The 19,980-nt window shown below is 55.8% G+C and carries 27 protein-coding genes, 1 tRNA gene and 3 pseudogenes; 7 read left to right on the forward strand and 24 right to left on the reverse strand.

Translation table 11 applies throughout. From position 1 onward, the window contains the following. Positions 1-203 precede the first annotated feature (203 nt). Complete coding sequence (locus tag KHO53_RS00615; protein WP_122048473.1) at positions 204-860, reverse strand: inovirus Gp2 family protein; 657 nt, start codon at positions 858-860, stop codon at positions 204-206. 322 nt (positions 861-1,182) lie between these two features. Beyond that, the gene (locus KHO53_RS00620) at positions 1,183-1,383 is read right to left on the reverse strand and encodes a helix-turn-helix transcriptional regulator (protein WP_060493989.1); all 201 of its coding nucleotides are present in this window, start codon (positions 1,381-1,383) and stop codon (positions 1,183-1,185) included. A gap of 490 nt (positions 1,384-1,873) precedes the next feature. On the opposite strand from KHO53_RS00620, the gene KHO53_RS00625 reads away from it, so the two are divergent. Then, a complete protein-coding gene (locus tag KHO53_RS00625) occupies positions 1,874-2,722 on the forward strand; it encodes a hypothetical protein (RefSeq protein ID WP_249684210.1) in 849 nt (282 codons plus the stop codon). A gap of 229 nt (positions 2,723-2,951) precedes the next feature. Here KHO53_RS00625 and KHO53_RS00630 read toward each other — a convergent pair whose 3' ends face one another. Further along, complete coding sequence (locus KHO53_RS00630; RefSeq protein WP_213569833.1) at positions 2,952-3,221, reverse strand: site-specific integrase; 270 nt, start codon at positions 3,219-3,221, stop codon at positions 2,952-2,954. Between the two features lie 942 nt (positions 3,222-4,163). Between KHO53_RS00630 and KHO53_RS00635 the strand changes: the two genes are divergently transcribed. Beyond that, positions 4,164-4,634 carry a hypothetical protein gene (locus tag KHO53_RS00635; RefSeq protein WP_213569834.1) on the forward strand — a complete coding sequence of 157 codons (471 nt, stop codon included), beginning with the start codon at positions 4,164-4,166 and terminating at the stop codon, positions 4,632-4,634. Positions 4,635-4,917: 283 nt separating this feature from the next. Next, complete coding sequence (locus tag KHO53_RS00640; protein ID WP_213569835.1) at positions 4,918-5,223, forward strand: hypothetical protein; 306 nt, start codon at positions 4,918-4,920, stop codon at positions 5,221-5,223. 3 nt (positions 5,224-5,226) lie between these two features. Here KHO53_RS00640 and KHO53_RS00645 read toward each other — a convergent pair whose 3' ends face one another. From KHO53_RS00645 to KHO53_RS00660, 4 genes are all read right to left on the reverse strand, one after another. Then, positions 5,227-5,430 (reverse strand): hypothetical protein, encoded by a 204-nt coding sequence (locus KHO53_RS00645; protein ID WP_213569836.1) that lies wholly within the window; start codon positions 5,428-5,430, stop codon positions 5,227-5,229. A gap of 16 nt (positions 5,431-5,446) precedes the next feature. Next, positions 5,447-5,995 (reverse strand): GNAT family N-acetyltransferase, encoded by a 549-nt coding sequence (locus KHO53_RS00650; RefSeq protein WP_213569837.1) that lies wholly within the window; start codon positions 5,993-5,995, stop codon positions 5,447-5,449. Between the two features lie 232 nt (positions 5,996-6,227). Further along, positions 6,228-6,437 (reverse strand): hypothetical protein, encoded by a 210-nt coding sequence (locus KHO53_RS00655; RefSeq protein WP_213569838.1) that lies wholly within the window; start codon positions 6,435-6,437, stop codon positions 6,228-6,230. A gap of 211 nt (positions 6,438-6,648) precedes the next feature. Continuing rightward, entirely contained in the window at positions 6,649-7,203 is a 555-nt protein-coding gene (locus KHO53_RS00660) for a hypothetical protein (protein WP_213569839.1), read from the reverse strand. 113 nt (positions 7,204-7,316) lie between these two features. Between KHO53_RS00660 and KHO53_RS00665 the strand changes: the two genes are divergently transcribed. Beyond that, positions 7,317-7,856: a GNAT family N-acetyltransferase gene (locus tag KHO53_RS00665; protein WP_349628455.1), complete on the forward strand. Its 540-nt coding sequence runs from the start codon at positions 7,317-7,319 to the stop codon at positions 7,854-7,856. 94 nt (positions 7,857-7,950) lie between these two features. Here KHO53_RS00665 and KHO53_RS25540 read toward each other — a convergent pair. Further along, positions 7,951-8,217, reverse strand: a pseudogene (locus KHO53_RS25540) (lysis system spanin subunit); the annotation flags it as partial. On the opposite strand from KHO53_RS25540, the pseudogene KHO53_RS25545 reads away from it, so the two are divergent. Then, positions 8,210-8,362 (forward strand): annotated as a pseudogene (locus KHO53_RS25545) (DUF159 family protein); the annotation flags it as partial. The pseudogenes KHO53_RS25540 and KHO53_RS25545 sit on opposite strands and share 8 nt — an antisense overlap. 149 nt (positions 8,363-8,511) lie before the next feature. Then, a complete protein-coding gene (locus KHO53_RS00670; protein WP_349628456.1) occupies positions 8,512-8,829 on the forward strand; it encodes a DUF2388 domain-containing protein in 318 nt (105 codons plus the stop codon). A gap of 17 nt (positions 8,830-8,846) precedes the next feature. On the opposite strand, the pseudogene KHO53_RS00675 reads toward KHO53_RS00670, so the two are convergent. The 3 genes and pseudogenes from KHO53_RS00675 to KHO53_RS00685 all read right to left on the reverse strand — a co-directional run. Then, positions 8,847-8,978, reverse strand: a pseudogene (locus tag KHO53_RS00675) (DUF2514 family protein); the annotation flags it as partial. Positions 8,979-9,011: 33 nt separating this feature from the next. After that, entirely contained in the window at positions 9,012-9,503 is a 492-nt protein-coding gene (locus KHO53_RS00680) for a phage baseplate assembly protein V (RefSeq protein ID WP_038995182.1), read from the reverse strand. Beyond that, positions 9,500-10,522, reverse strand: coding sequence for a phage baseplate assembly protein (locus tag KHO53_RS00685; protein ID WP_213569841.1), 1,023 nt, complete (start codon positions 10,520-10,522; stop codon positions 9,500-9,502). The genes KHO53_RS00680 and KHO53_RS00685 overlap by 4 nt, the downstream gene beginning before the upstream one ends. Between KHO53_RS00685 and KHO53_RS00690 the strand changes: the two genes are divergently transcribed. After that, entirely contained in the window at positions 10,506-10,919 is a 414-nt protein-coding gene (locus KHO53_RS00690; RefSeq protein ID WP_249684214.1) for a phage terminase small subunit P27 family, read from the forward strand. The genes KHO53_RS00685 and KHO53_RS00690 overlap by 17 nt on opposite strands. 334 nt (positions 10,920-11,253) lie before the next feature. Here the strand turns inward: KHO53_RS00690 and KHO53_RS00695 are convergent, their stop codons facing one another. The 13 genes from KHO53_RS00695 to rplT all read right to left on the reverse strand — a co-directional run bounded on the left by KHO53_RS00695 (position 11,254) and on the right by rplT (position 19,962). Beyond that, positions 11,254-11,574: an HNH endonuclease gene (locus KHO53_RS00695; RefSeq protein ID WP_213569842.1), complete on the reverse strand. Its 321-nt coding sequence runs from the start codon at positions 11,572-11,574 to the stop codon at positions 11,254-11,256. A gap of 3 nt (positions 11,575-11,577) precedes the next feature. Next, positions 11,578-11,901 carry a phage holin, lambda family gene (locus tag KHO53_RS00700; RefSeq protein WP_213569843.1) on the reverse strand — a complete coding sequence of 108 codons (324 nt, stop codon included), beginning with the start codon at positions 11,899-11,901 and terminating at the stop codon, positions 11,578-11,580. A gap of 165 nt (positions 11,902-12,066) precedes the next feature. Continuing rightward, a complete protein-coding gene (locus tag KHO53_RS00705; protein ID WP_213569844.1) occupies positions 12,067-12,456 on the reverse strand; it encodes a hypothetical protein in 390 nt (129 codons plus the stop codon). Continuing rightward, a complete protein-coding gene (locus KHO53_RS00710) occupies positions 12,434-13,030 on the reverse strand; it encodes a hypothetical protein (RefSeq protein ID WP_213569845.1) in 597 nt (198 codons plus the stop codon). Before KHO53_RS00710 ends, KHO53_RS00705 begins: the two co-directional genes overlap by 23 nt. 206 nt (positions 13,031-13,236) lie before the next feature. Next, positions 13,237-13,626: an antiterminator Q family protein gene (locus tag KHO53_RS00715; RefSeq protein ID WP_177329181.1), complete on the reverse strand. Its 390-nt coding sequence runs from the start codon at positions 13,624-13,626 to the stop codon at positions 13,237-13,239. Between the two features lie 4 nt (positions 13,627-13,630). Continuing rightward, on the reverse strand, positions 13,631-13,948 hold the full coding sequence (locus KHO53_RS00720; protein ID WP_213569846.1) for a hypothetical protein: 318 nt from the start codon (positions 13,946-13,948) through the stop codon (positions 13,631-13,633). Then, positions 13,945-15,177: a tyrosine-type recombinase/integrase gene (locus KHO53_RS00725; protein WP_249684216.1), complete on the reverse strand. Its 1,233-nt coding sequence runs from the start codon at positions 15,175-15,177 to the stop codon at positions 13,945-13,947. Before KHO53_RS00725 ends, KHO53_RS00720 begins: the two co-directional genes overlap by 4 nt. 69 nt (positions 15,178-15,246) lie before the next feature. After that, positions 15,247-15,323 (reverse strand) — tRNA-Pro (locus KHO53_RS00730). A 106-nt stretch (positions 15,324-15,429) separates the two neighbouring features. After that, positions 15,430-15,786 carry a MerR family transcriptional regulator gene (locus tag KHO53_RS00735; RefSeq protein WP_010222411.1) on the reverse strand — a complete coding sequence of 119 codons (357 nt, stop codon included), beginning with the start codon at positions 15,784-15,786 and terminating at the stop codon, positions 15,430-15,432. Next, the gene (gene ihfA / locus KHO53_RS00740; RefSeq protein ID WP_002553164.1) at positions 15,767-16,069 is read right to left on the reverse strand and encodes an integration host factor subunit alpha; all 303 of its coding nucleotides are present in this window, start codon (positions 16,067-16,069) and stop codon (positions 15,767-15,769) included. The genes KHO53_RS00735 and ihfA overlap by 20 nt, the downstream gene beginning before the upstream one ends. 3 nt (positions 16,070-16,072) lie before the next feature. Continuing rightward, complete coding sequence (gene pheT, locus KHO53_RS00745; RefSeq protein ID WP_213569847.1) at positions 16,073-18,448, reverse strand: phenylalanine--tRNA ligase subunit beta; 2,376 nt, start codon at positions 18,446-18,448, stop codon at positions 16,073-16,075. Between the two features lie 36 nt (positions 18,449-18,484). Then, positions 18,485-19,501, reverse strand: a complete 1,017-nt coding sequence (gene pheS, locus KHO53_RS00750; protein ID WP_213569848.1) for a phenylalanine--tRNA ligase subunit alpha — start codon at positions 19,499-19,501, stop codon at positions 18,485-18,487. Positions 19,502-19,605: 104 nt separating this feature from the next. Next, complete coding sequence (gene rplT, locus KHO53_RS00755; protein ID WP_010222414.1) at positions 19,606-19,962, reverse strand: 50S ribosomal protein L20; 357 nt, start codon at positions 19,960-19,962, stop codon at positions 19,606-19,608. Positions 19,963-19,980: the final 18 nt, after the last annotated feature.

Raw genomic sequence — 19,980 nt, forward strand, 5'->3', positions numbered from 1 at the left:
CCGAGGCCTTCATCGGCCTCATACAATCCTGACCAAACAGGTACGGGCGTAGCAATCAAGCACGGTACCCACGTAGAGGGCGACTTCGATCACTTGCTGAGTTGCCTGATAGCGCTGATCTTGCTCCCTCGCCTGAATCTCTTTTGAGCGAGGAGAGTACAGATGCTATTGGTTATCAGCACGAAAGGCATTGCAAAGGGCTGTCACAGCCGGCTCGCACCGAAGCCATGCTGGCCATCCCCATAAACCTTGGTGGCTACCTTGCAGAGGTAGCTGGTCCTGTAGAAAAAGTCAGCCTGGCTCTGCGGGTCATTCCGACGTAGACAGTAGGTTGGATTGGTCGGTATCTCGACCAGCCCCCTGACCGCTTCAACTGGTAGTCCCAGGGCACTGGCCCATGCCCCCTCAAGACGATTGAACATGTTGTCTCTTCCGGCCTCGAATTTTCCAAGGGCATTGAACGCATCGAAGTTCAGCAGGAAGGCCATGTGATAGTGGGGTCTTCCATGCTGCCCCACCTCCCTGCTCCAGACGCACCGCACATTACTGTCATGCGCACTCTTGTTCTCCATTCGTGCTATTCGACGATTGTGCCGTATCTTGGCCTTAAACGATTCAACAAATCGATCAATTACCTGATTCGTGTAATAGCTTTCAGGCAGATCAACGCCTGTAGGAAACCTCAGATCAACCCTAAATGCGAAAACACGTGAATACTGCTGAACAGCCCTCTCTGTAGTACTGTGAAGTCTTTCCAGATACTGTTGAACAAAAGGCCCTTTATCGACTTGAATAGGGAATCCCAAATAGCTGCTTGCATCATGAATAATCAGATTTCGGTTTTGAGGAAGACGCTGCATTTTCAAACACTCCGGTGCTAGTTTCATAAACTTCTAGCAATGAGTAGTTTTTTACGACGCATCTGCGATGCACATCATTCAGGCATCCCACGGATTCCTGCAATTCATCACTAACACATACCCAAACACAATGACACCTGATACACAAATAATAAAGCATACTACCAATACCGATAGACCCAATAAGAAAAATGCCTATCACCACCGGGAAGACATCCAATAAAAACCATGCAAAACTCCAAAAATAAACTCTGGAAAAAAATTGCCACGACCAGCTAACCTGGCCGTAGCACCTCATCTAAAACCATAGAGAACTTTAAGATCAAACCGAAACGATTCCTTGCGTGTCGCGCTCCTCAATTCGATCCAAGATCCATTCCTTAACCTCACTCTCCAGCCACCCAACACTCCGCCCTCCCAAGGGGATCGGCTTCGGGAACCAGTTACCGGAAACATACTTGTAAACCGTCGAGCGCCCAAGGCCTGTCATTTCCATCACCTGCTGCAGTCGAATTATTTTCATGATGAGCTCCTAATTTTACTCATCAGATCTGGCTTCCTCGTAATTCTTTACTTGATGATCAGCCCACCCGAAAAAACAGACTTCAACTTTTGATCCTGCACCCACAACCCCGACTATGCAGTCACAGAAAAATAACGAGGTACAAACTCAACCAAACCAATGGAGTTGTGTAAGTAGATAAACGACCGAGCACTCTCCTGATTTGTAGGCGCACCTTTCTACCACCCCCCGAAGCCAACACCGCCCGCAGCCCATTCCACTTGCAAGAGGCGGCTCCGACAGCCTCACATGCTTTGGGAGAATAAGGCCCCTCTCACAGCAAGCTTTACCTCATTAAAACCCCATGTATACTGACACATTAGCTAATTTTCTATTCTAGAAAAGCCATAGGATTTCGCTAAAAAACAGCTAAAAATCGACTATTTTTCCACTATGGATCTACTAGAGATTTACTACAATCCTTCCACCACCTACCAGGCGAACCACAGACATGGCAGTCCGTTTCAACGATAAACTTCAAAAGATATTTAATAGCCTCAATGCCGACAGACGATTTGCTACCTGGCTATGGTTTCTCATAAGGGAAAACTTTCAAAATATAAACCTAGGGGAATTAGGAAGCCCAGGCATGCGTGATCGAATGGCGGAAGTCATCATCAACCAGCCAGGACTAAAACAATCAATCGAGTACCAAAAGAGCACCAACCTCTTGCCCGAGCAGAGCTTTCAGTGGATAACAAACAACAAAAGACAGAACGCTTTCATAATTAGAAAACTGACCGAAAAAAATGGAATAACCTACACAAACGGCCCCGAAATTCTAGCCGACAGAGATCTAACCATTGCAGCAATTGACACATGGCAAACAGACAACATTCAAAAGTCAGCAACAATCAACCAAATAAGATCCGAATGGGAAACCCATACAAAATCAGACGACCTATTTAAATGGTTCGATGGCCCAGATGAGAAAGAAAAACTGAATACGGCATGGGAAATAATCAAAGTCAAACACTCACCCTTGACCTATCTCCAAAGCCAACCGCAAGATAAGGACGATTTAATTATTTTACTTGATTCACCATTTATCAATGCATCAGACAAAGCACTACTTATGAGCTCCATCAAGAAACGATGGAGCCAAAATAAATATCGCGCCAAAATGACTGGCAAAAAGCAACACAATTTCATCCTATCCGACAAAGCCATTAAGCGCCTTGACAAGCTAGCCGACAAACATGATCTGAAGCGAACTCAAGTGCTAGAGATACTGCTCAAACTGGAAGAAGAGAAAGGAATTTACATCCCAACAAGACTGAAACAACTGATCGACAGCTAAATTTTGCACAGGCAGCTTGATCTATTCATTCTCCGCCAAAAACACCTTGCCGAAGCATCTTAATTACTAGCAAGGCTGTCAGAAATCCAGTAAACAGCCTTGCGATATCAATAAAAGAAAATTATTTAAAAAACAAATCAGGATCATCCACCACCATAATTCAAGCATCAATTTCGTCAGACCACGCCTTCATCATCTGGCGTTGTCCTTCACTATATTCAGCCTGATTTTAGTTTGCACGAGCTTTGTTTCTCTTGGCATGTGCCAACTGACGATTGATCACGGCTGCGCGATATCCCGTTTCGTTCAACATGGTCGAAGCTGTCGCACGAAAGCCATAGGCTGAAAAGCTTATGCTGTCCTTACCATTGAAGCCCATGTGCCCAAGTGCCCAATTCAGCGTTGTGGCGATCATGAATTCGTTTGGCTTGCGATAGTTCGGAAAAAATAGCCGATGACCACCTGTATGGGTGCTCAGTTCACACAGCAACTCGGCCATCTGCCTGGAGAACGGGACGATGTGCGACTCTCACATCTTCATACGCTCAGCCGGAATTCGCTATTCGGCCCGTTCCAGATCGAATTCGCTCCACTCCGCCTTGCGGAGCTACAGTGCGAACAAAGGTGAACAACATCTGACGCAACGCGATCACCATGGCCCTGTAGCCAACCATTCGGCCTGTCTGTTGTGCGACCGATGCCCCTGGAGAATCAGTGGCCTGGTCTGTTGTCGCGCACTACGCGTATCAGCCAGTCCGATCTCCAGGTAAGTGGTAAAGGAACGACTTAGCAATAGCCCCCCATCATGACGCCCCAAGGTACCAAGCAAATCCTATCGGCATTCCAAATGGCATTCCACAAGAAAAAACAAACAGAAATATCACTTTAAAATCAATGGATTGCGATATCTGTTCAGATTACCCCGGCACATTGATGCCCAAGCACCTCAGGCCTTTCATTAAGGTTAATCTCAAGAACGGGAGCACCAGCAGCCACAACTCGGAAGCCGGGCTTACCAGTTGATAGAGGCGACAAATACGATGTGAGCCACTGCTTCACGAGGACCAGCACTAACTATTCTGAGCAGAAGATCGGGATATTGAACAAGGCCAATTCAACCAAAAGTGCCCTACCCCAGAAACAACAAAGCCACCCGAAGGTGGCTTAGTCGTTCTAAATAATGGTCGGGACGGAGTGATTCGAACACTCGACCCCTTGCACCCCATGCAGCGGGCGAAAGGACAGTAAGTCTCTGATTTTACTAACATTCAACCCAAAGCCTGACCGCCACAGCATCGGTTTTTTCGTGGTTTTGCAAACGGAAACACGCGGTCTGGACGGATGGTTTTGCGCAGGCTAACGCCGTCGCCAGTTCAGTTTTTGGGCCTAAATCAGTACCATCAGATGATAGGACGCCACCACAAATTATCAGGGTTAAATCATGAGCACGCCCCCCCACACGGATGTGAACAGCCACATCGATCGGCATAACGAATCACAGGAAAAGGTTGTTGCTAGAGCTCAAGACCTGGTTAAAACCTTGCTCCTTCTCAGCGGGGGCGCCCTGGCTGTATGCGCAAATTTCTTTTCCGCGAAGGTCGTCTTTCCCGTGACCACCGTCATTCCCGTTCAGCTCGCCTGGGTATTCCTGACTGCGGCAATAATCTTGTTTGGAGTAGTACTGACCCTGCTCCTCGGGCGCGACTACGTCTTTGGCGAAATCGTCGGTCGACAGATGGAGGCCTGGAAGAACGGGAAGCCCGACCCCGACGAAGGAGACCCATCAAAGTTGTGGGATTGGGGAATGTGGGGCGCAGGTCTACTGGGATTGCTAGCGTTCGCCACAGGAATGGGGTGCTTCACATATGCCGCGTGGATTTTCCTTAACACGCAAATTCCCATGATTAGCTGATCCTCCTTTCGCTATTGCAGCAGTATGGGTAAAGATCAGCTCTAGGCCTTGAAATACGTGGCGTATGCATTGCAGGTGTCTAATATGCATTCGCCATTTTCGACGGTTTTCGGCGAGCAAATAGGCCGTTTACGCCAGCAGTATTAGACAGCAAAAGTACCCTTCTCCGGCGTCCTGCCGACCAATCACAATCCCCTCTCCCCTGCAGCTCGTCACCCTGGGCTGGTCAGAATTAACCTACCTCGATTACTGTATATCCAAACAGTATCGATAGGCCTGCACCGTGATCATCGAAGACGACAGCTTCGCGCTGGGCATGCCCTCGCCTGTTCAAATGTTGCGCCAGCATGCGCGCCTGGTCGAAGCCGAGTGCGAGCAGTTGCGGCATGAGCTCGACCGGGCCCGGGACAACATCGAGAAGCTGGTGGCCATCCACCAGGCCCAGGCCGCCGAGATCACCAAGCTGAACACTAGGATCGAGCGCATGACCTGGGAGTTGTCCGATGCCCTTGTAGAAAACACCGAACTGAAGAATCGACGTATTGGTGGCTGCCCGATCACCTGGGGTGCAATGCCGCCGAAGGGTTAGCGCTTAATGCAGCGTTCGCGCAGGCCCACCAAGCGACCGCAACTGGTACTCGGTGACAGCTTGGTAAAGCGATTCAGCCTCAAGCCGCAGGCGCTCGACCTCATCCGGCGGAAGCAGGCCCTTCGCTTCGTAATACCGGCGTACAGCGGCAAGCACCTCGCACATGAACGCCTCTGCCTGCTGAATCTTGTCCGCGAGGTTTTCCATTGCGCTCACCGTGATGCTAGCTATTCGACATCCATAACGTCTTTTCGGCAACATACAGCATGTGCATCGCGCTCGCGTCGGTCGGAGGATAATCGGGATGAAGGAATTCGCCGCCCTCAACTCTCGTCATCCCCAGCCGCTGCATTACAATTTCAGAACGCTTGTTCGCCAATGCGGTAAAAGCGTAAACGCGGGGCACATCCAAGGTGCTAAATGCATAATCGAGAGCCGCGCGAGCTGCTTCGGTCGCATAACCCTTGCCCCAATAGTCGCGACCAAGTCGCCAACCCACCTCTAAAGCCGGACCGAATGGAAAATCATCTCCGAGCCAATGCAGGCCAACTGCGCCGATCAACGAGCCATCATCGATACGTTCGGCAGCCCAGAAAGTTGGCTCGCCGCCTTCAGAAAGCCGCGTCAGTTGGTCAACTACATCGCAGGTCTCAGACGCAGTCTTCGTGCCCCCGAGGAACTGCATTACCTCAGGATCAGCATGGATTACGCACAGCAGGGGCTTATCCGCCTCTCGCCAATCCCTGAGCTTCAACCGGTCTGTTTCAATCATTCTTTCCCTCATAGCGAACAGGCTTGTTCCCGCTGCCACAATATCATCGTGCCCTCCGCAAGTCCCCGTTCTCAATTTATCGAGCGGCGGCTTATGGGAGCTCCCATGCATGGAATGAATGACCGGAACGGAGACAAGAATGACTTGGGTGTAAGACCTGGAACGGCTAATAGCGAGGCGTCCTTCGTTATGAGTTACTTATGAGTCCTCGCTCATCAGACGTGCATGACGCTCAATGTAGTGAGCGTGCAGGCCCGCCGAGCGACCTCAGCTGGTACTCAGTGACTGTCTGGTACAGCGACTCAGCCTCCAGCCGCAGGCGCTCGATTTCCTTTGCTGGCTCACCGGCGTCCTGGGCAGCTTGGTAGCGCCGCTGTGCATCGATAGCCTGCCGAATCAACGGCTCACCAGCCTCAATAACTCCCGCCAAGGTCTTCTTCACATTCTGCTGCTCCTATCATTTGGTCAAAGCAGTATAGGTCTACAACCATCTGGGTTTCGCTACGGATCGATCAGATCAGCGACGACTACCAGTGTCACCTTCCGGCCAGAAGCGGACATTCGATGCGGACAAGGATGGAGACGATCTCTCGCTCTCGATTTCAGGACGCAGCAACACAGCATGCATTCCCGCGAGCAAATTAACGGATCGTTTACTCGGGAATTCCGGTCAACGTATGCACTACACGCATTGCACAAGGCGGTCGAGCCCCTTCCGGGTCGAGCTGTTCGCATTTCTTCAGCAGCGGGTAGGCATCGGCAAACTTCATAGCCGCCACCTGTTCGGCGTGCTGCTGCGAAACAAAGCAGTGCTCGAACCGGAAGGCGGCATACACCTCGGGCAGCAGTGCTGGATAATCGTAAACCTCGTCGACGATGCTCTTTAGCATCTTGGACATCTGCCCGTTGGCTGTGGGGGAAATCCTGGTGAGCAGATCATCCTTGGCAACGCCCGCTTGCCTGGCCGCAATAGCTTCCTTCGACGCACCGATGGATGCCTGCACTCCCTGCGGAAACGGACAATCAGACGCCGCCAATGCCGAGGCCGACGCCATGCAACTCAGTAAAGTGAAAACAGCAGCCATCCTTGTCATGGAATTTCCTTGTTTGTAGCAAGCATTGTTGAAATAAGCTGCGGATTCTAACCGATACCAGTTGATGATGCGCTCCATTGACTTGGTCCGCTCCGGGTGATAGCGGTCACTCATGACCGGCTGCTTTCGACCCATAGCCGTCATTCAAGGCATGCAGAAAGCGATCATCAACAGGCGAAAAACTGATTGATTACCTCTTGGGCCGACTAGATAGGGAGATTGGCGCGGTGGAGCTGCACAGTGAGCGTTTAAACATGAGGCAGATAATCGAAGATGACTGGCCGCTGTTCCTCGCGCTGCACGGCGATCAGCGTGTCACCCGATACGTCTGCGATACACAAACTCAATCCGAAGTCCGCGAAAGGTTCGAGTCAAGGCTGCCCCTGTGGTTGCCCGGCTCAACGCACTGGCTATGCCTTGTCATGTTCGATCCACATATCCAGGAAGCTATCGGTGTGACAGGTCTGAAGCTGGCAGAGCCGACCGGCTCGACAGCTGAAGTCGGCTATATGTTGCTCCCGCAATTTCAAGGCAAAGGGTATGGTTCTGAATCTCTACAAGCAGTGATCAGCTATGCCCGAGATGTTCTTTGTTTGGATGCACTCAAGGGCGTCGTTACCGATGGAAATATCGGGTCATGTCGTGTGTTAGAAAAATGCGGTTTTGTGCTTGAAGAACGGCACGCCGATGCCTTCTGCATTGGTGAGCAACTATTTGACGACTTGGTCTATTTGAATCGAATAGGCAGGTGTCTAGAGGGACGCTAATCGGCCTGGCCCAGCCTTTGATCTGTGGCAGCTATTGGCCGATTGCTGCCCTTCGCGAAAGCCCGCTTTGGGTCGAAAGCAGTCTCTTTACTGCTTACTTCCCGATGCCTCGTGCGTAGGCCTGGCACGCTCGCAGGGCAATCAATCCTTGGTCACCGGCATCGGTAATGGCGACAATTCGTTGAGCAGCCGCTGGGTCAAGTTCGCCTCGCGCGACTCCATGAACCACGCTGCCGACACCGGTGGTGGCTGGCACCCCACAGCCACTACCCTGGGCTGGGGCGGCGAGCAGGACGGACAGCCGGAGATCAGACGTAGCGAGGTGATCGCGAAGGCTAGCCTGGGTTGCTTGAGCATTGGAGTGGATGGCGACGGGAATGCCGAGCGAGCAGGTTGAGCAGATGGCACTCAACCAGGGAGAGCCGGCCGAGGCCTTCGAGTGGTTTAAGGTAAACACCGCCCTCGGCAACGTCAGGAATCGCGGAGCGGAACTGATAGGGCCATGACCAAGCCCACTGGTGGTGATGCGGCAAACAACGGCTGATCACTGACAAGCCTCCCCTCCAAGCCCGGGCTTCTTGTGTCAGCCCTCCCTTTTCCCTGCTATGGTTGCGCCCTTCAACCAGATGGTAGGAAGTAGTCAGGAATGGATTCAATGAAAACACTGGGTGTGATCTTACTGGCATTGGCCAGCACTACAGTTGTGGCGCACGAGAATAATGATCCAATCGAAAAAGCGATGTTCATCACGACGATTGTTCCCCTCCTTGTTGTTAGCGGAACCACTGCACTAACGGTCTATGGCCCTGCGAATATGAAATCGGCAAAGGCTGACGCGCTTGCGTTCATCGGCTCAGATGGCGAGATTCGTGGCGCTCAATTTGAGCAAGCAGTTCGGTACTACCACTCGGCCTATGGCCAGCCGCACATGACCGATGAACAGCTGGCCCTGGCAATCGCAACTTCGCTCTGAAGGCTGCCCTCCTAGCATCATCCCCCGAGTCCATCATAGGCCTGCTCACACGTCACTCCCCTGCTCCGGCTTTGATCAGCATCTGCCGCCAGGTCTCCCGCTCGCTGCTCAACGCGCTTGAACAAGTCGGCAAACACCAGGGCGGTGCGGGTTCGCACGCGTCGTCATTGAGCAATGCCATGTCAGCCCTCCGGTACCGGCTTTTTGTCCGAGCCTTCGTGAACGTGCAGGGACGTGCTCACGCCGGCGGCGATCTGGTCGCCGGCAGATTCGATGCGTCCCGTGGTGCGAATGACCGGCGTGTCGAACTCGACCGCCGTTTCCGCCTTGACCTTGAGGGTCAGCGTGCTGACCTCGATCACACGACCTCGCTTGAAGTGCAGGTAGTCGCCTTCGTCGGTGTACAACGCCACCTCGCCGCTTTTGAGCCCCAGCAGGCGAAAGCGCCGGTCGGACACACTAATCACCACCCCATGCGAGCGGTCGCCGTTCAGAAAGGCCGCCAGGGCCTCCGCGCCAGGGTGGGGATTTGAGGTCAGGCCGTAGGTTTCGAAGTGCTCCATGCCGTCTTTCACTTCATCAGCAGTCAGCCGCATTTGCAGGCCCTGCATCTTGCTGCCGGCGTTCACCAGCGACAGCACGCCCCGGGCCAGGAAGTTTTTAAATCCACTCATGTGCCAGGCTTCCAGTCAGCGGGGATCAGGTATTCGAAGTTGTCCGCCTTGCCGCCCTTCTTCAGTTTGCGGGCTTTGTGCGGGTCTTTCGGTTCGGGGTCGAAGGCATCCGGCGGGCCTACGGTGATGTTGGCTACCGTGCCATTCTCGTCCAGGCTGTATTCGATTTCGCTGATCAGCATGTCGCGGTCGATGCCGATCAGGCCATCGACCACCCGCACGACCATGTTGGGCAGCCATAGCGCGCCGTTGGACTGCCGCCACCCCTGCACCTTGTATTGCAGGGTCAGCGCCTTGCCCATGCGGTTGCCGCGCTCCCAGTTGGCCCGCGCCTCGGCGAGCGTCGGCGTCATCTGGCCGCTTTCGTGGATCAACAGCACCCGCTTACGCGTGGCGCGCGGATCAGTGACCGACGCCCGCACCTCCGAGGCCTTTTCGCCGAATTCCTCATCGGTGCCCGAGCGCTGGCCCGTCACCCGGTATTCAGAAAACACCCCGGAAAAGTCCAGGGCGGCCGAGCCGGTCAGGATGTTTTGCCCCAGCTCCAGGCGGTCAACCGCGCGGCCGGCGCTCCCCGGACGAATGATCACCAATCGGCCGCGGGCATTGTCGGTCGAGAGCAGCCGGGAAAGCGTCAACAGGCGGTCAATCGACTCGAACACTGTTTCTCCCGGCTCGATGCTGTGATCGGCCAACTTCGTGGTTTCGGCGGCCTGGCTCAGCACCTGCACCCCGTAGGGTTCGGCCAGGGCTTGGACGATCTTTTGCACGCTCTGCCCGCGCCATTGTCCGGGCTTGTTAATCGCCGAGCAGTCGACCAGATCAGACGTCACCGAGCGGCCGGCAATGGCCCGATTGACCGACTTGCTGTCGTAGCTAACCGGTGTGCTGTAAATCCAGCCCGATAGCACCAGGTCATCACCAATACGCACTTGGCAGTAGTCACCCTGGCGCACCGGGATTTCGGTGTCCTGGCCGGGCCAGCGCCAGGTAACGTCGAGCTTGAAGTCTCGGCTCAACAAGAACGAACCCAAGCCTGCGAAGCGTATCCCCAGCGCGCCAGGACATTTGAGCAGTGAAGGCCAGGTCGCATGGGGACGCCTCACAGTTCTGCTGGATCGCATGGGGGTGCTCACTGAAGCCGATGGCTTCGCGCTGGAGCGGCTCTGTGATTGCTACGCCGAAATTCTTGCCCTGCGCGACCTGGTCGATGCACAGGGGCGCACCTACGAAACCACCAGCACCCAAGGTGAGCTGGTACTCAAGGCGAACCCGGCAGTTGCCATGCTGGCCGACGTCGACCGTCGTTTTAAAAGTTACCTGGTCGAGTTCGGCCTGACTCCGGCCGCTCGATCCAAGGTCCAAGTGAAAGACGATGAGCCAAAAGAAGACGAGTTCGCGGAGTTCTTCGGTTGAGGATCCTGCGACCCAATACGCCATGGAGGTGCATTCAGGCCAGCGGCTAGCGGGGCCTGACAAGCTAACGGCCTTTGTCATTGGTGATGACTACCTGGTGAAGCGTGACGACCTGCTGAAAGCGCTGGATGATCGGACGCTTACCAGGATTCCCTCTGACAAGCTTCAGCTCCGTCGGAGTGGGTCGTCTCCCAGCCATTTTTTGCTCTCAAAAAAAAACATTTCATTTCGCGGCTTTGCACAAAGAGGGGGGCGAACGGTCAGGAAAGGCTTCGCCAAAAACTTTTTACCCCCCCTACCCCTGGCAAGAGCGCTTGACTGGGCCTGTGAGGGCTCAGGAGGGGCGATTCCAGTGGTGCCGTGGGTCCAGCGGCCTACCGCAGACGTCGCAGCCAACCTCACGCCCTGACTTCTCCAAACGCTGCTTGTAGGAGCTGTGGCAGTTGGTGCATAGCGATTGCCAATTGCTGCGATCCCAGAACAGGGACATATCACCGCGGTGTGGCTTGATGTGGTCAACAACAGTGGCGGGCTTTACGAGACCTTCTTTATGGCATCGAGTGCACAACGGATGGCTGCGTAACCAGCCTTCGCGGGCCTGCTGCCAGCGGTAGCCATAAGGCTTCGGTTTTTTGCCTGTGTCTGGGAGAGGCATGCGTTACCCCTGAGCCTTGCGCGATAGGAATAGATCGGAGTAGCCGCGCAGCTTCTCTACCCCCATGAAGCCGACGGCGCCGCCGGCGAAGGTGGCCATGCCCTGAGGTAAGCCCAACCATTCGAGCAGCGGCACCAGAGCCAGGGTGATGAGGCCGCACAAAGCGCCCTCCAAGAACATCTGTCGGCGAGTTCCGCCGCCGTATACAACGCGGAGCGCAGCGATGACAACTGACAGACCGGCAGCGTAGAGCTGCGGCTGATGGGCGATCACCCAGGCAATCAGAGCGGCCCACAGGCCAGGATCCTTCTCAGGCATGTTCGGCATCTCAATACCTCCCGTTGCAGGGAGTAAAAAAGAAAAAGCCCTGCTCAAATGGCAGGGCTTTGGGAAGCGTCTCGCTGCGTTCACAGCAATACACGCTGCTATGAAAACACATCTATTCCGCGCGGAAAACTATCTAATGATATTTCTTTAAATCGTAAAAAAACATTAGTCACAGACCAAATCTCCCGGAATGACGCCACCCGGAGTAAAGCATCCGCAGCTATCTCCTTCCTTAGCGTTCTTCTTCATCTGAACCATGTCACACTCACCAACCTGAGTAAAACACTTGGGATTTTCACACTCCTTGCAATCATCTACTATTGACCATGCGCTCTGCTTTTTGAACACCTTCGAAACAACCTTATCAAAGTCACACTTTGGCGCATCATCGACTTCGTCTTCACAGGCCTCTCCAATAGCAGCTTTTCCGCTCCCCTGCTTATAGAGCCTAACCATATCATCGACCCGGCAACTAGCATTCGCTTGGCCAGCAAAAACAAAAAAAATCAATAACGCGAAGATCAGCCCAATGTTAACTTGACTCGCTCGCAACATGATCACTCCCCACGCACTTTACATTTATCCTTGAGGTGTACGTCCTAACACCTCCTGTTTCAGCAGGACACTCTTTCCCAATGACTTTTACCTCGTTGGTACTGCACTCATCTTTCGCATTTACAATGGCATTCTTCGTCGCACGCTTACATCCTTCGTCTTCAGCCTCTTGGTCTGAGGAAAATGCGTTACGAACAATAGTCGCACTGCCAACTGCAGTGACATCCGGAGCCTTTTTGTTTGCATCATCCATAAACTGCTGGATCGTATCTTTCAAACATGCTACGTATACTTTAAAAACACCTTCGACATGCTCGTCACCCTTCAAGTTACCAAGAGCACCGGTTAAATTCTGTTTCGCGGCTTTCACCTCCGCATCAACAGATGCCTGCTTCCAGTTTTTGATCGCTGCATCCACTTGAGTCTTTGCTGATACAGACTCAATGCTTCCGGCTCCACATGCATCTTTAATAGCATGCAAATCATCATCTTTAGGAAAAATGGTCTGTGCATGCAAAGCGAAACTCACCATTAAGATTGGCATAGCGACGCAGGGGATTAATTTGATCACCATGCTACCTTCCTCCAGATGCACTGGACCTACTCAGCCATATAGGAAGATGCTAGGTGAGATCCCTGTACTGTCAAGCGATTAAGAGCTAAGGTTAATTGCTATATTGCATATAGCGCAAAACAATAATGAGCGAGCATTCCCACCACTCAAAACATGGAGAAGCAGTATCAATCACGTACCCTACATGCCGCTAAACTGAGTCAGAGTTACGCAGACTCTCGTAGATCTACGACAGCGCAGTCAATCCATGCAGCGCCCGCACGAACCAGCTCCCGAGCCTTTCCCTCACTTATGTGGTAGTGCTTACCAACTCGCACCATGGGCCATTTCGCTCCATAGTAGAGCCATAATACATCCCCCATCTGCTGATCCCGGCGAGATAGCTTGGCAACTGCACTGTCAATGGCAATCGCCCAGTCATCAGTAATGCAATAGTCCTTACACGCCGATGGTTGTGGCGTAGCTTCCCGCATTAATGCAAAAGACGGTGAAATGCAGCTCGGCAATCCTGCTCCATCCATCCGCCACCACCCCCATTGCTCCAACAAATACTCTGTATCTCCCAGCGGCCTACCAGCTGGCTTTCGAATCATCATTATCTCAATCCCCTGTGTAATTAATGCCCCCGGCGCCCAGCCGGTTGCCTTCCTGATAAATCGCCTCCGGCCCTACGGCCCGAGGTTGTTTCAATTCGTTAATCTGTCGCTGTGCGGCCTGCAGGCGCAGGCTCAATTGGGTGACTAGCTCATCCACTGGCATCGCTTCCCCCGTCGCAGCTACCACCCAACCCGAGGCGTTGCACTGCACGCAGGCCAGGTCATGGAACACGCCCTTGATCACGGCTCTGCCACGGCACGCCGGGCACTGAGCCAGGTCCACCGCCTGCTTACGAAAGGCCGGTCCGTGGCTCTTGATCATTCTTTTGAAACCTCGCTATTAACAATTTTCGGAATTGCCTTGCAGGCCACGTCGCTCAAGGGCTGCACAGGGTTTTGCGAATCTTCATATTGGGCGCCTGTCAGGTTGTGAACCGCGTTGAATCCGCGTTCATCTAACCAGGCGTGCCACTTCTCCAGTGCGGCCAGACGCTGCTCCCGGGCCTGGGTGTTGATGTAGGTCGAGGCGATTTTGCCCAGCGAGTGGTTCAGCAGCATCTCGCCGATGTGGCCGTCGATGCCCAGGTCAGTCCAGGCAGTGCGGGCGACCTTGCGCAGGTCATGGCTGGTCCACTCACCCTGGCCCAGGCGACTGAACACGGCACTGGCCTGACCCTCGCTCAGGGCCCGGCCACGCCGCGACGGGAACAGGTAGATGCCCTCATAGCCCTGGGCGGTCTGGGCGGCGCGGTACCGGCTCAGCATGGCCTTAGTCTGGGCAGTCAGCGGCAGCCGGTGCTCGGTGCGGGTCTTGGTGTGCTCGGCCGGAATGAACCACTCGCTGTCGGCCATCGAGATATCGGACCAGCGCGCCAGACGGGTCTCCCCCACCCGGGTGCCATGGCACAGCATCATCAGTGCAAGCATGGCCTCGCCGGGTTCGCTGTCGAACAGGCCGGCCAGCATGGGCACCAGCTCGACCAGGTGCACGCCACGCAGCCGGGCCGGCTTGGGCATGATCCGGGCCTTGGTGAAGTCGACGAACTTCAGTGCGGCCATGGGGTTGGTATCGATCAGTCCCAGCTTATGAGCCTGGCGGAACGCGACGACCAGCAGGCCGAACAGTTGGCGCACGTAGGACAGCGACAACACCTCCTGCGCGGGCCACATCAGCAGCTTGTCCAACTCAGGTGCCGACACGGCCCGAATCGGCAGATCGGCCAGCCGTGGTTTCAGGTGGCACGCAATGGCCGACTTGGCGCCGGTCTTGCGCTTGGCCGACAGCGAGCGGTCGCGGCTCATGCGGTCGCTGTACCAGTCGAGCAATTGGCCAACGGTGGACAGGCCGCCCAAGGCAACGGCGGCGTCTGGATCACGGAGCAGGCGCTGACGCAGCGCAGGCAGCTCGGCCAGCACCGCAGAGGCGCCCACGCTACCGAAGGCATGACCAGGAACTACCAGAAAGGGCACGAAGATGTGGTGTGGTCCGAGGTCGAAGCTGACCTGGATATCGGCGATTTCGCCGGATAGTTTTGCGCGAGTTTTGCGCATGTTTTGCGCGGACACAAAAAAGCCGGTTTAGATAACCGGCTTAAGTGCCTGATTTTACTCAGTAAATAATGGTCGGGACGGAGTGATTCGAACACTCGACCCCTTGCACCCCATGCAAGTGCGCTACCGGGCTGCGCTACGCCCCGACTGGGCTTGAAGCATGTTCCCCTGGTTGCTGAGAACGTTGAAGAATGTACCCTAACCTTTTGAATTATGGAAGCATTTTTTCCAAAATTCAGGGCCCGATAAAGGTTACTTCTTCAGCACCACCAAGACGTCTTCCAACTCGACAATCATCTGCCGGATCAGTTGCTTGTACTGGGTGGTGTCGTCCTTGGCTTCATCGCCAGAGAGGCGCAGGCGCGCCCCGCCGATGGTGAAGCCTTGGTCGTACAGCAGCGCGCGGATCTGGCGGATCATCAGCACGTCTTGGCGCTGATAGTACCGCCGGTTACCGCGGCGCTTTACCGGGTTGAGTTGCGGGAATTCCTGCTCCCAGTAGCGGAGCACGTGCGGTTTTACCGCGCAAAGCTCGCTCACTTCACCAATGGTGAAGTAGCGTTTGCCTGGAATCGGCGGAAGCTCGTCGTTATGACTTGGTTCCAGCATAGGCCTCAACTCGGGCTTTCAACTTCTGCCCTGGACGAAAGGTGACAACCCGACGTGCCGTGATCGGGATTTCTTCCCCGGTTTTGGGGTTACGGCCCGGCCGCTGGCGCTTGTCGCGCAGGTCGAAATTGCCGAATCCGGACAATTTGACCTGCTCGTTGTCTTCAAGAGCGTGCCTGATTTCCTCAAAGAACAGCTCGACCAATTCCTTGGCCTCGCGTTTGTTCAGGCCCAGCTCCTCGTACAGCCGTTCGGCCATCTCAGCTTTCGTCAGAGCACCCATACGCTATTTCCTTAACGTGGTGTTCAACCTTTGTTCGAGCGAGGTGAGGATGTTCTGCGTCGCGGTATTCACCTCTTCATCATTAAGAGTGCGCGATGGATGCTGCCAGGTCAAGCCGACGGCCAGGCTTTTTCTATCAGGATCAATGCCTTTACCCTGATAAACATCAAACAGCCTGAGGTCCGTGAGCCATTCGCCTGCATTGTCACGAATTACTTCAAGCACCGAGCTCGAAGCAACATCACGTCCTGCGACCAAGGCCAGGTCACGACGCACTTCCGGGAATTTCGACAGCTCGCTGAACTTCGGCAGGCGGCCTTCGGCCACTTCACCCAGGACCAGCTCGAAGACGTACACCGGACGGTCCAGGCCCAGGGTCTTGGCCAGCTCAGGGTGGATGGCACCCAGGTAGCCGACTTCGCGACCGTCACGCTCGATGCGTGCCGTCTGGCCCGGGTGCAGCGCCGGGTGTTTGCCTGGCACGAAGCTGAACTCGGCCAGCGAGCCGGAGAAGCCCAGCAGCGCCTCGACATCAGCCTTGACGTCGAAGAAGTCGATGCTGTCGCGACCGTTTGCCCAGCCTTCCGGCAGGCGGCTGCCGCAGACGACACCGGCGAGCATTGGCTGCTGCTCGAGGTCGCCCAGCTGGCCGACGAAGCGCAGGCCGCTTTCGAACAGGCGCACACGGTCTTGCTGACGGTTGAGGTTGTGCTGCAGCGACTTGACCAGGCCCGGCCACAGGGAGGCACGCATGGCCGCCATGTCGCTGGAGATCGGGTTGGCCAGCAGCAGCGGCTCGACGCCCGGGCTGAACAGTTCGAACAGTTTCGGGTCGATGAAGCTGTAGGTGATGGCTTCCTGGTAACCACGGGCCACCAGCAGGCGGCGCAGCGCTGGCAGGTCGCCACGCGCTTCGGCCTTGGCCTGCGGGGCCAGGCGCGCTTGCGGGTAACGTACCGGCAGGCGGTTGTAGCCGTACAGGCGCGCCAGCTCTTCGATCAGGTCGACTTCCAGGCTGATGTCGAAGCGATGGCTAGGTACTTCGACCTGCCACTGCCCTTCGCCGGCGGTGGTTTTCAGGCCCAGGCCGTTGAGCAGTTGCTCGACGTCGGCGCTGGCCATTTCCATGCCCAGCATCTGGCTCAGGCGCTCGGCGCGCAGGGTGATCGGTGCGACCTTGGGCAGGTGCGCTTCGCTGGTCACGTCGATTACCGGGCCCGCTTCGCCGCCAACGATCTCCAGCAGCAGAGCGGTTGCGCGCTCGATGGCTTCGCGCGCCAGTTGCGAGTCGACGCCACGCTCGTAGCGGTGCGAGGCATCGGTGTGCAGGCCGTAGGAGCGTGCCTTGCCAGCAACGGAGATCGGCTCGAAGAAGGCGCTCTCGAGGAAGAGGTCGCGGGTGCCAGCGGCAACGCCACTGTGCTCGCCACCCATTACGCCGGCAATGGCCAGGGCGCGGCTGTGGTCGGCGATCACCAGGGTGTCGGGACGCAGGGTAACTTCCTGGCCGTCCAGCAATACCAGCTTCTCGCCCTCTTCCGCCATGCGCACGCGGATGCCGCCGTTGATTTCGGCGAGATCGAAGGCGTGCATCGGCTGGCCGAGTTCGAGCATCACGTAGTTGGTGATGTCGACGGCAGCGTCGATGCTGCGCACGTCGGAGCGACGCAGACGCTCGACCATCCACAGCGGAGTCGGCCTGGACAGGTCGACGTTACGGATAACGCGGCCCAGGTAGCGTGGGCAGGCCGCTGGCGCCAGCACTTCAACCGGACGCACTTCGTCGTGGGCGGCGGCAACGGCCGGCACTTGCAGGCGGGCAACCGGTACGTCGTACAAGGCACCCACGTCACGCGCCAGGCCAGCTACAGACAGGCAGTCGCCACGGTTCGGGGTCAGGCCGATCTCGATGCTGGCGTCGTCCAGGTCCAGGTACACGCGAATGTCTTCGCCAACCGGGGCGTCGGCAGCCAGCTCCAGCAGGCCGTCGTTTTCTTCGCTGATCTGCAGCTCGGCGGCCGAGCAGAGCATGCCGTTGGATTCAACGCCACGCAGCTTGGCCTTCTTGATCTTGAAGTCGCCCGGCAGTTCGGCGCCGATCATGGCGAAGGGGATCTTCAGGCCAGGGCGCACGTTAGGCGCGCCGCACACTACCTGGAAGGTCTCGCTGCCACTGCTGACCTGGCACACGCGCAGCTTGTCGGCATCGGGGTGCTGTTCGGTGCTCAGCACCTCACCGACAATGATGCCGCTGAACTGGCCGGCGGCCGGGGTGACGCTGTCGACCTCAAGGCCGGCCATCGACAGACGGGCGACCAGATCGTCACGGGATACCTGCGGGTTGACCCAACCGCGCAGCCACTTTTCACTGAATTTCATCCTGCTCTCCTGAAAGATTCGTTACGGGTGCGCGACCTAGCGAAATTGCGCAAGGAACCGCAAGTCGTTGTCGAAGAACAGGCGCAAATCGTTGACGCCGTAACGCAGCATGGCCAGGCGCTCAGCGCCCATGCCGAAGGCAAAGCCCTGGAACTCTTCGGGGTCGATGCCCGACATGCGCAGCACGTTGGGGTGAACCATGCCGCAGCCCATGACTTCCAGCCAGCCAGTTTGCTTGCACACACGGCAGCCTTTGCCGCTGCACATCACGCACTGGATATCGACTTCAGCCGATGGCTCGGTGAAGGGGAAGAACGACGGACGGAAACGCACCGCCAGTTCTTTTTCGAAGAACACCCGCAGGAATTCTTCGATGGTGCCTTTGAGGTCGGCAAAATTGATGTCGCGATCGATCAGCAGGCCTTCGACCTGGTGGAACATCGGCGAGTGGGTCAGGTCCGAGTCGCAGCGGTAAACGCGGCCCGGGCAGACAATGCGGATTGGCGGCTGAGTGGACTCCATGGTCCGCACCTGCACCGGCGAGGTGTGGGTACGCAGCAGCATGTTGGCATTGAAATAGAAGGTGTCGTGCATTGCCCGGGCCGGGTGGTGGCCGGGAATGTTGAGCGCTTCGAAGTTGTGGTAGTCGTCTTCGACCTCAGGGCCTTCGGCGATGCCGTAGCCGATGTGGGTGAAGAACTGCTCGATGCGTTCCAGGGTACGGGTGATCGGATGCAGACCACCGGAGGTCTGGCCACGGCCCGGCAGGGTTACATCAATGCACTCGGCAGCCAGACGGGCGCTGAGCTCGGCCTCTTCAAACGCCGCCTTGCACGCGTTGAGGACCTCGGTGACGCGTTCCTTGGCGTCGTTGATCAGCGCGCCAACCTTTGGCCGCTCTTCGGCAGGCAGATTGCCCAGGGTCTTCATCACCTGGGTCAGTTCGCCTTTCTTGCCAAGGAAGTGCACCCGGATCTGTTCCAGGGCATTGATGTCTTCAGCGCGTTCCACGGCCTCCAGGGCTTGGGAGACCAGCGCGTCCAGGTTTTCCATGTACAGACTCCAGATACGAAATAGGGGAAGAGCGCAGGCTCTTCCCCTATTAAGACGTTTAACACCAGGTGCCGGAAATGACACCGGGTGATTGTCGGGGGTACTTAAGCCAGCGAGGCTTTAGCTTTCTCGACAATCGCAGCAAACGCCGCTTTTTCGTTCACTGCCAGATCGGCCAGAACCTTGCGGTCGATTTCGATCGACGCTTTTTTCAGGCCAGCGATCAGGCGGCTGTAGGACAGACCGTTGATACGCGCACCAGCGTTGATACGAGCGATCCACAGAGCGCGGAACTGACGTTTTTTCTGACGACGGTCGCGGTAGGCGTATTGGCCTGCCTTGATGACCGCTTGCTTGGCAACACGGAATACGCGCGAGCGAGCGCCGTAGTAGCCTTTAGCCAGTTTCAGAATTTTCTTGTGACGCTTACGAGCGATGACGCCACGCTTTACACGAGCCATGAGTAACTTCCTCTAATC

The organism is Pseudomonas sp. RC2C2, assembly GCF_018390435.1.
GTDB lineage: Bacteria > Pseudomonadota > Gammaproteobacteria > Pseudomonadales > Pseudomonadaceae > Aquipseudomonas > Aquipseudomonas donghuensis.

Excerpts from the sequence above, each read along its gene's own strand:
- rplT (WP_010222414.1), bottom strand. The coding sequence starts at position 19,962 with ATGGCTCGTGTAAAGCGTGGCGTCATCGCTCGTAAGCGTCACAAGAAA.
- KHO53_RS00680 (WP_038995182.1), bottom strand. The coding sequence starts at position 9,503 with ATGAGTGGATTTAAAAACTTCCTGGCCCGGGGCGTGCTGTCGCTGGTG.
- KHO53_RS00620 (WP_060493989.1), bottom strand. The coding sequence starts at position 1,383 with ATGAAAATAATTCGACTGCAGCAGGTGATGGAAATGACAGGCCTTGGG.
- pheS (WP_213569848.1), bottom strand. The coding sequence starts at position 19,501 with ATGGAAAACCTGGACGCGCTGGTCTCCCAAGCCCTGGAGGCCGTGGAA.
- KHO53_RS00705 (WP_213569844.1), bottom strand. The coding sequence starts at position 12,456 with ATGTTGCGAGCGAGTCAAGTTAACATTGGGCTGATCTTCGCGTTATTG.
- KHO53_RS00635 (WP_213569834.1), top strand. The coding sequence starts at position 4,164 with ATGAGCACGCCCCCCCACACGGATGTGAACAGCCACATCGATCGGCAT.
- KHO53_RS00650 (WP_213569837.1), bottom strand. The coding sequence starts at position 5,995 with ATGATTGAAACAGACCGGTTGAAGCTCAGGGATTGGCGAGAGGCGGAT.
- KHO53_RS00670 (WP_349628456.1), top strand. The coding sequence starts at position 8,512 with ATGAAAACACTGGGTGTGATCTTACTGGCATTGGCCAGCACTACAGTT.
- KHO53_RS00695 (WP_213569842.1), bottom strand. The coding sequence starts at position 11,574 with ATGCCTCTCCCAGACACAGGCAAAAAACCGAAGCCTTATGGCTACCGC.
- KHO53_RS00625 (WP_249684210.1), top strand. The coding sequence starts at position 1,874 with ATGGCAGTCCGTTTCAACGATAAACTTCAAAAGATATTTAATAGCCTC.
- KHO53_RS00700 (WP_213569843.1), bottom strand. The coding sequence starts at position 11,901 with ATGCCGAACATGCCTGAGAAGGATCCTGGCCTGTGGGCCGCTCTGATT.
- KHO53_RS00720 (WP_213569846.1), bottom strand. The coding sequence starts at position 13,948 with ATGATCAAGAGCCACGGACCGGCCTTTCGTAAGCAGGCGGTGGACCTG.
- KHO53_RS00630 (WP_213569833.1), bottom strand. The coding sequence starts at position 3,221 with ATGGCCGAGTTGCTGTGTGAACTGAGCACCCATACAGGTGGTCATCGG.
- KHO53_RS00615 (WP_122048473.1), bottom strand. The coding sequence starts at position 860 with ATGCAGCGTCTTCCTCAAAACCGAAATCTGATTATTCATGATGCAAGC.
- KHO53_RS00715 (WP_177329181.1), bottom strand. The coding sequence starts at position 13,626 with ATGATGATTCGAAAGCCAGCTGGTAGGCCGCTGGGAGATACAGAGTAT.
- ihfA (WP_002553164.1), bottom strand. The coding sequence starts at position 16,069 with ATGGGTGCTCTGACGAAAGCTGAGATGGCCGAACGGCTGTACGAGGAG.
- pheT (WP_213569847.1), bottom strand. The coding sequence starts at position 18,448 with ATGAAATTCAGTGAAAAGTGGCTGCGCGGTTGGGTCAACCCGCAGGTA.
- KHO53_RS00725 (WP_249684216.1), bottom strand. The coding sequence starts at position 15,177 with ATGCGCAAAACTCGCGCAAAACTATCCGGCGAAATCGCCGATATCCAG.
- KHO53_RS00710 (WP_213569845.1), bottom strand. The coding sequence starts at position 13,030 with ATGGTGATCAAATTAATCCCCTGCGTCGCTATGCCAATCTTAATGGTG.
- KHO53_RS00645 (WP_213569836.1), bottom strand. The coding sequence starts at position 5,430 with ATGGAAAACCTCGCGGACAAGATTCAGCAGGCAGAGGCGTTCATGTGC.
- KHO53_RS00660 (WP_213569839.1), bottom strand. The coding sequence starts at position 7,203 with ATGAGTGACCGCTATCACCCGGAGCGGACCAAGTCAATGGAGCGCATC.
- KHO53_RS00735 (WP_010222411.1), bottom strand. The coding sequence starts at position 15,786 with ATGCTGGAACCAAGTCATAACGACGAGCTTCCGCCGATTCCAGGCAAA.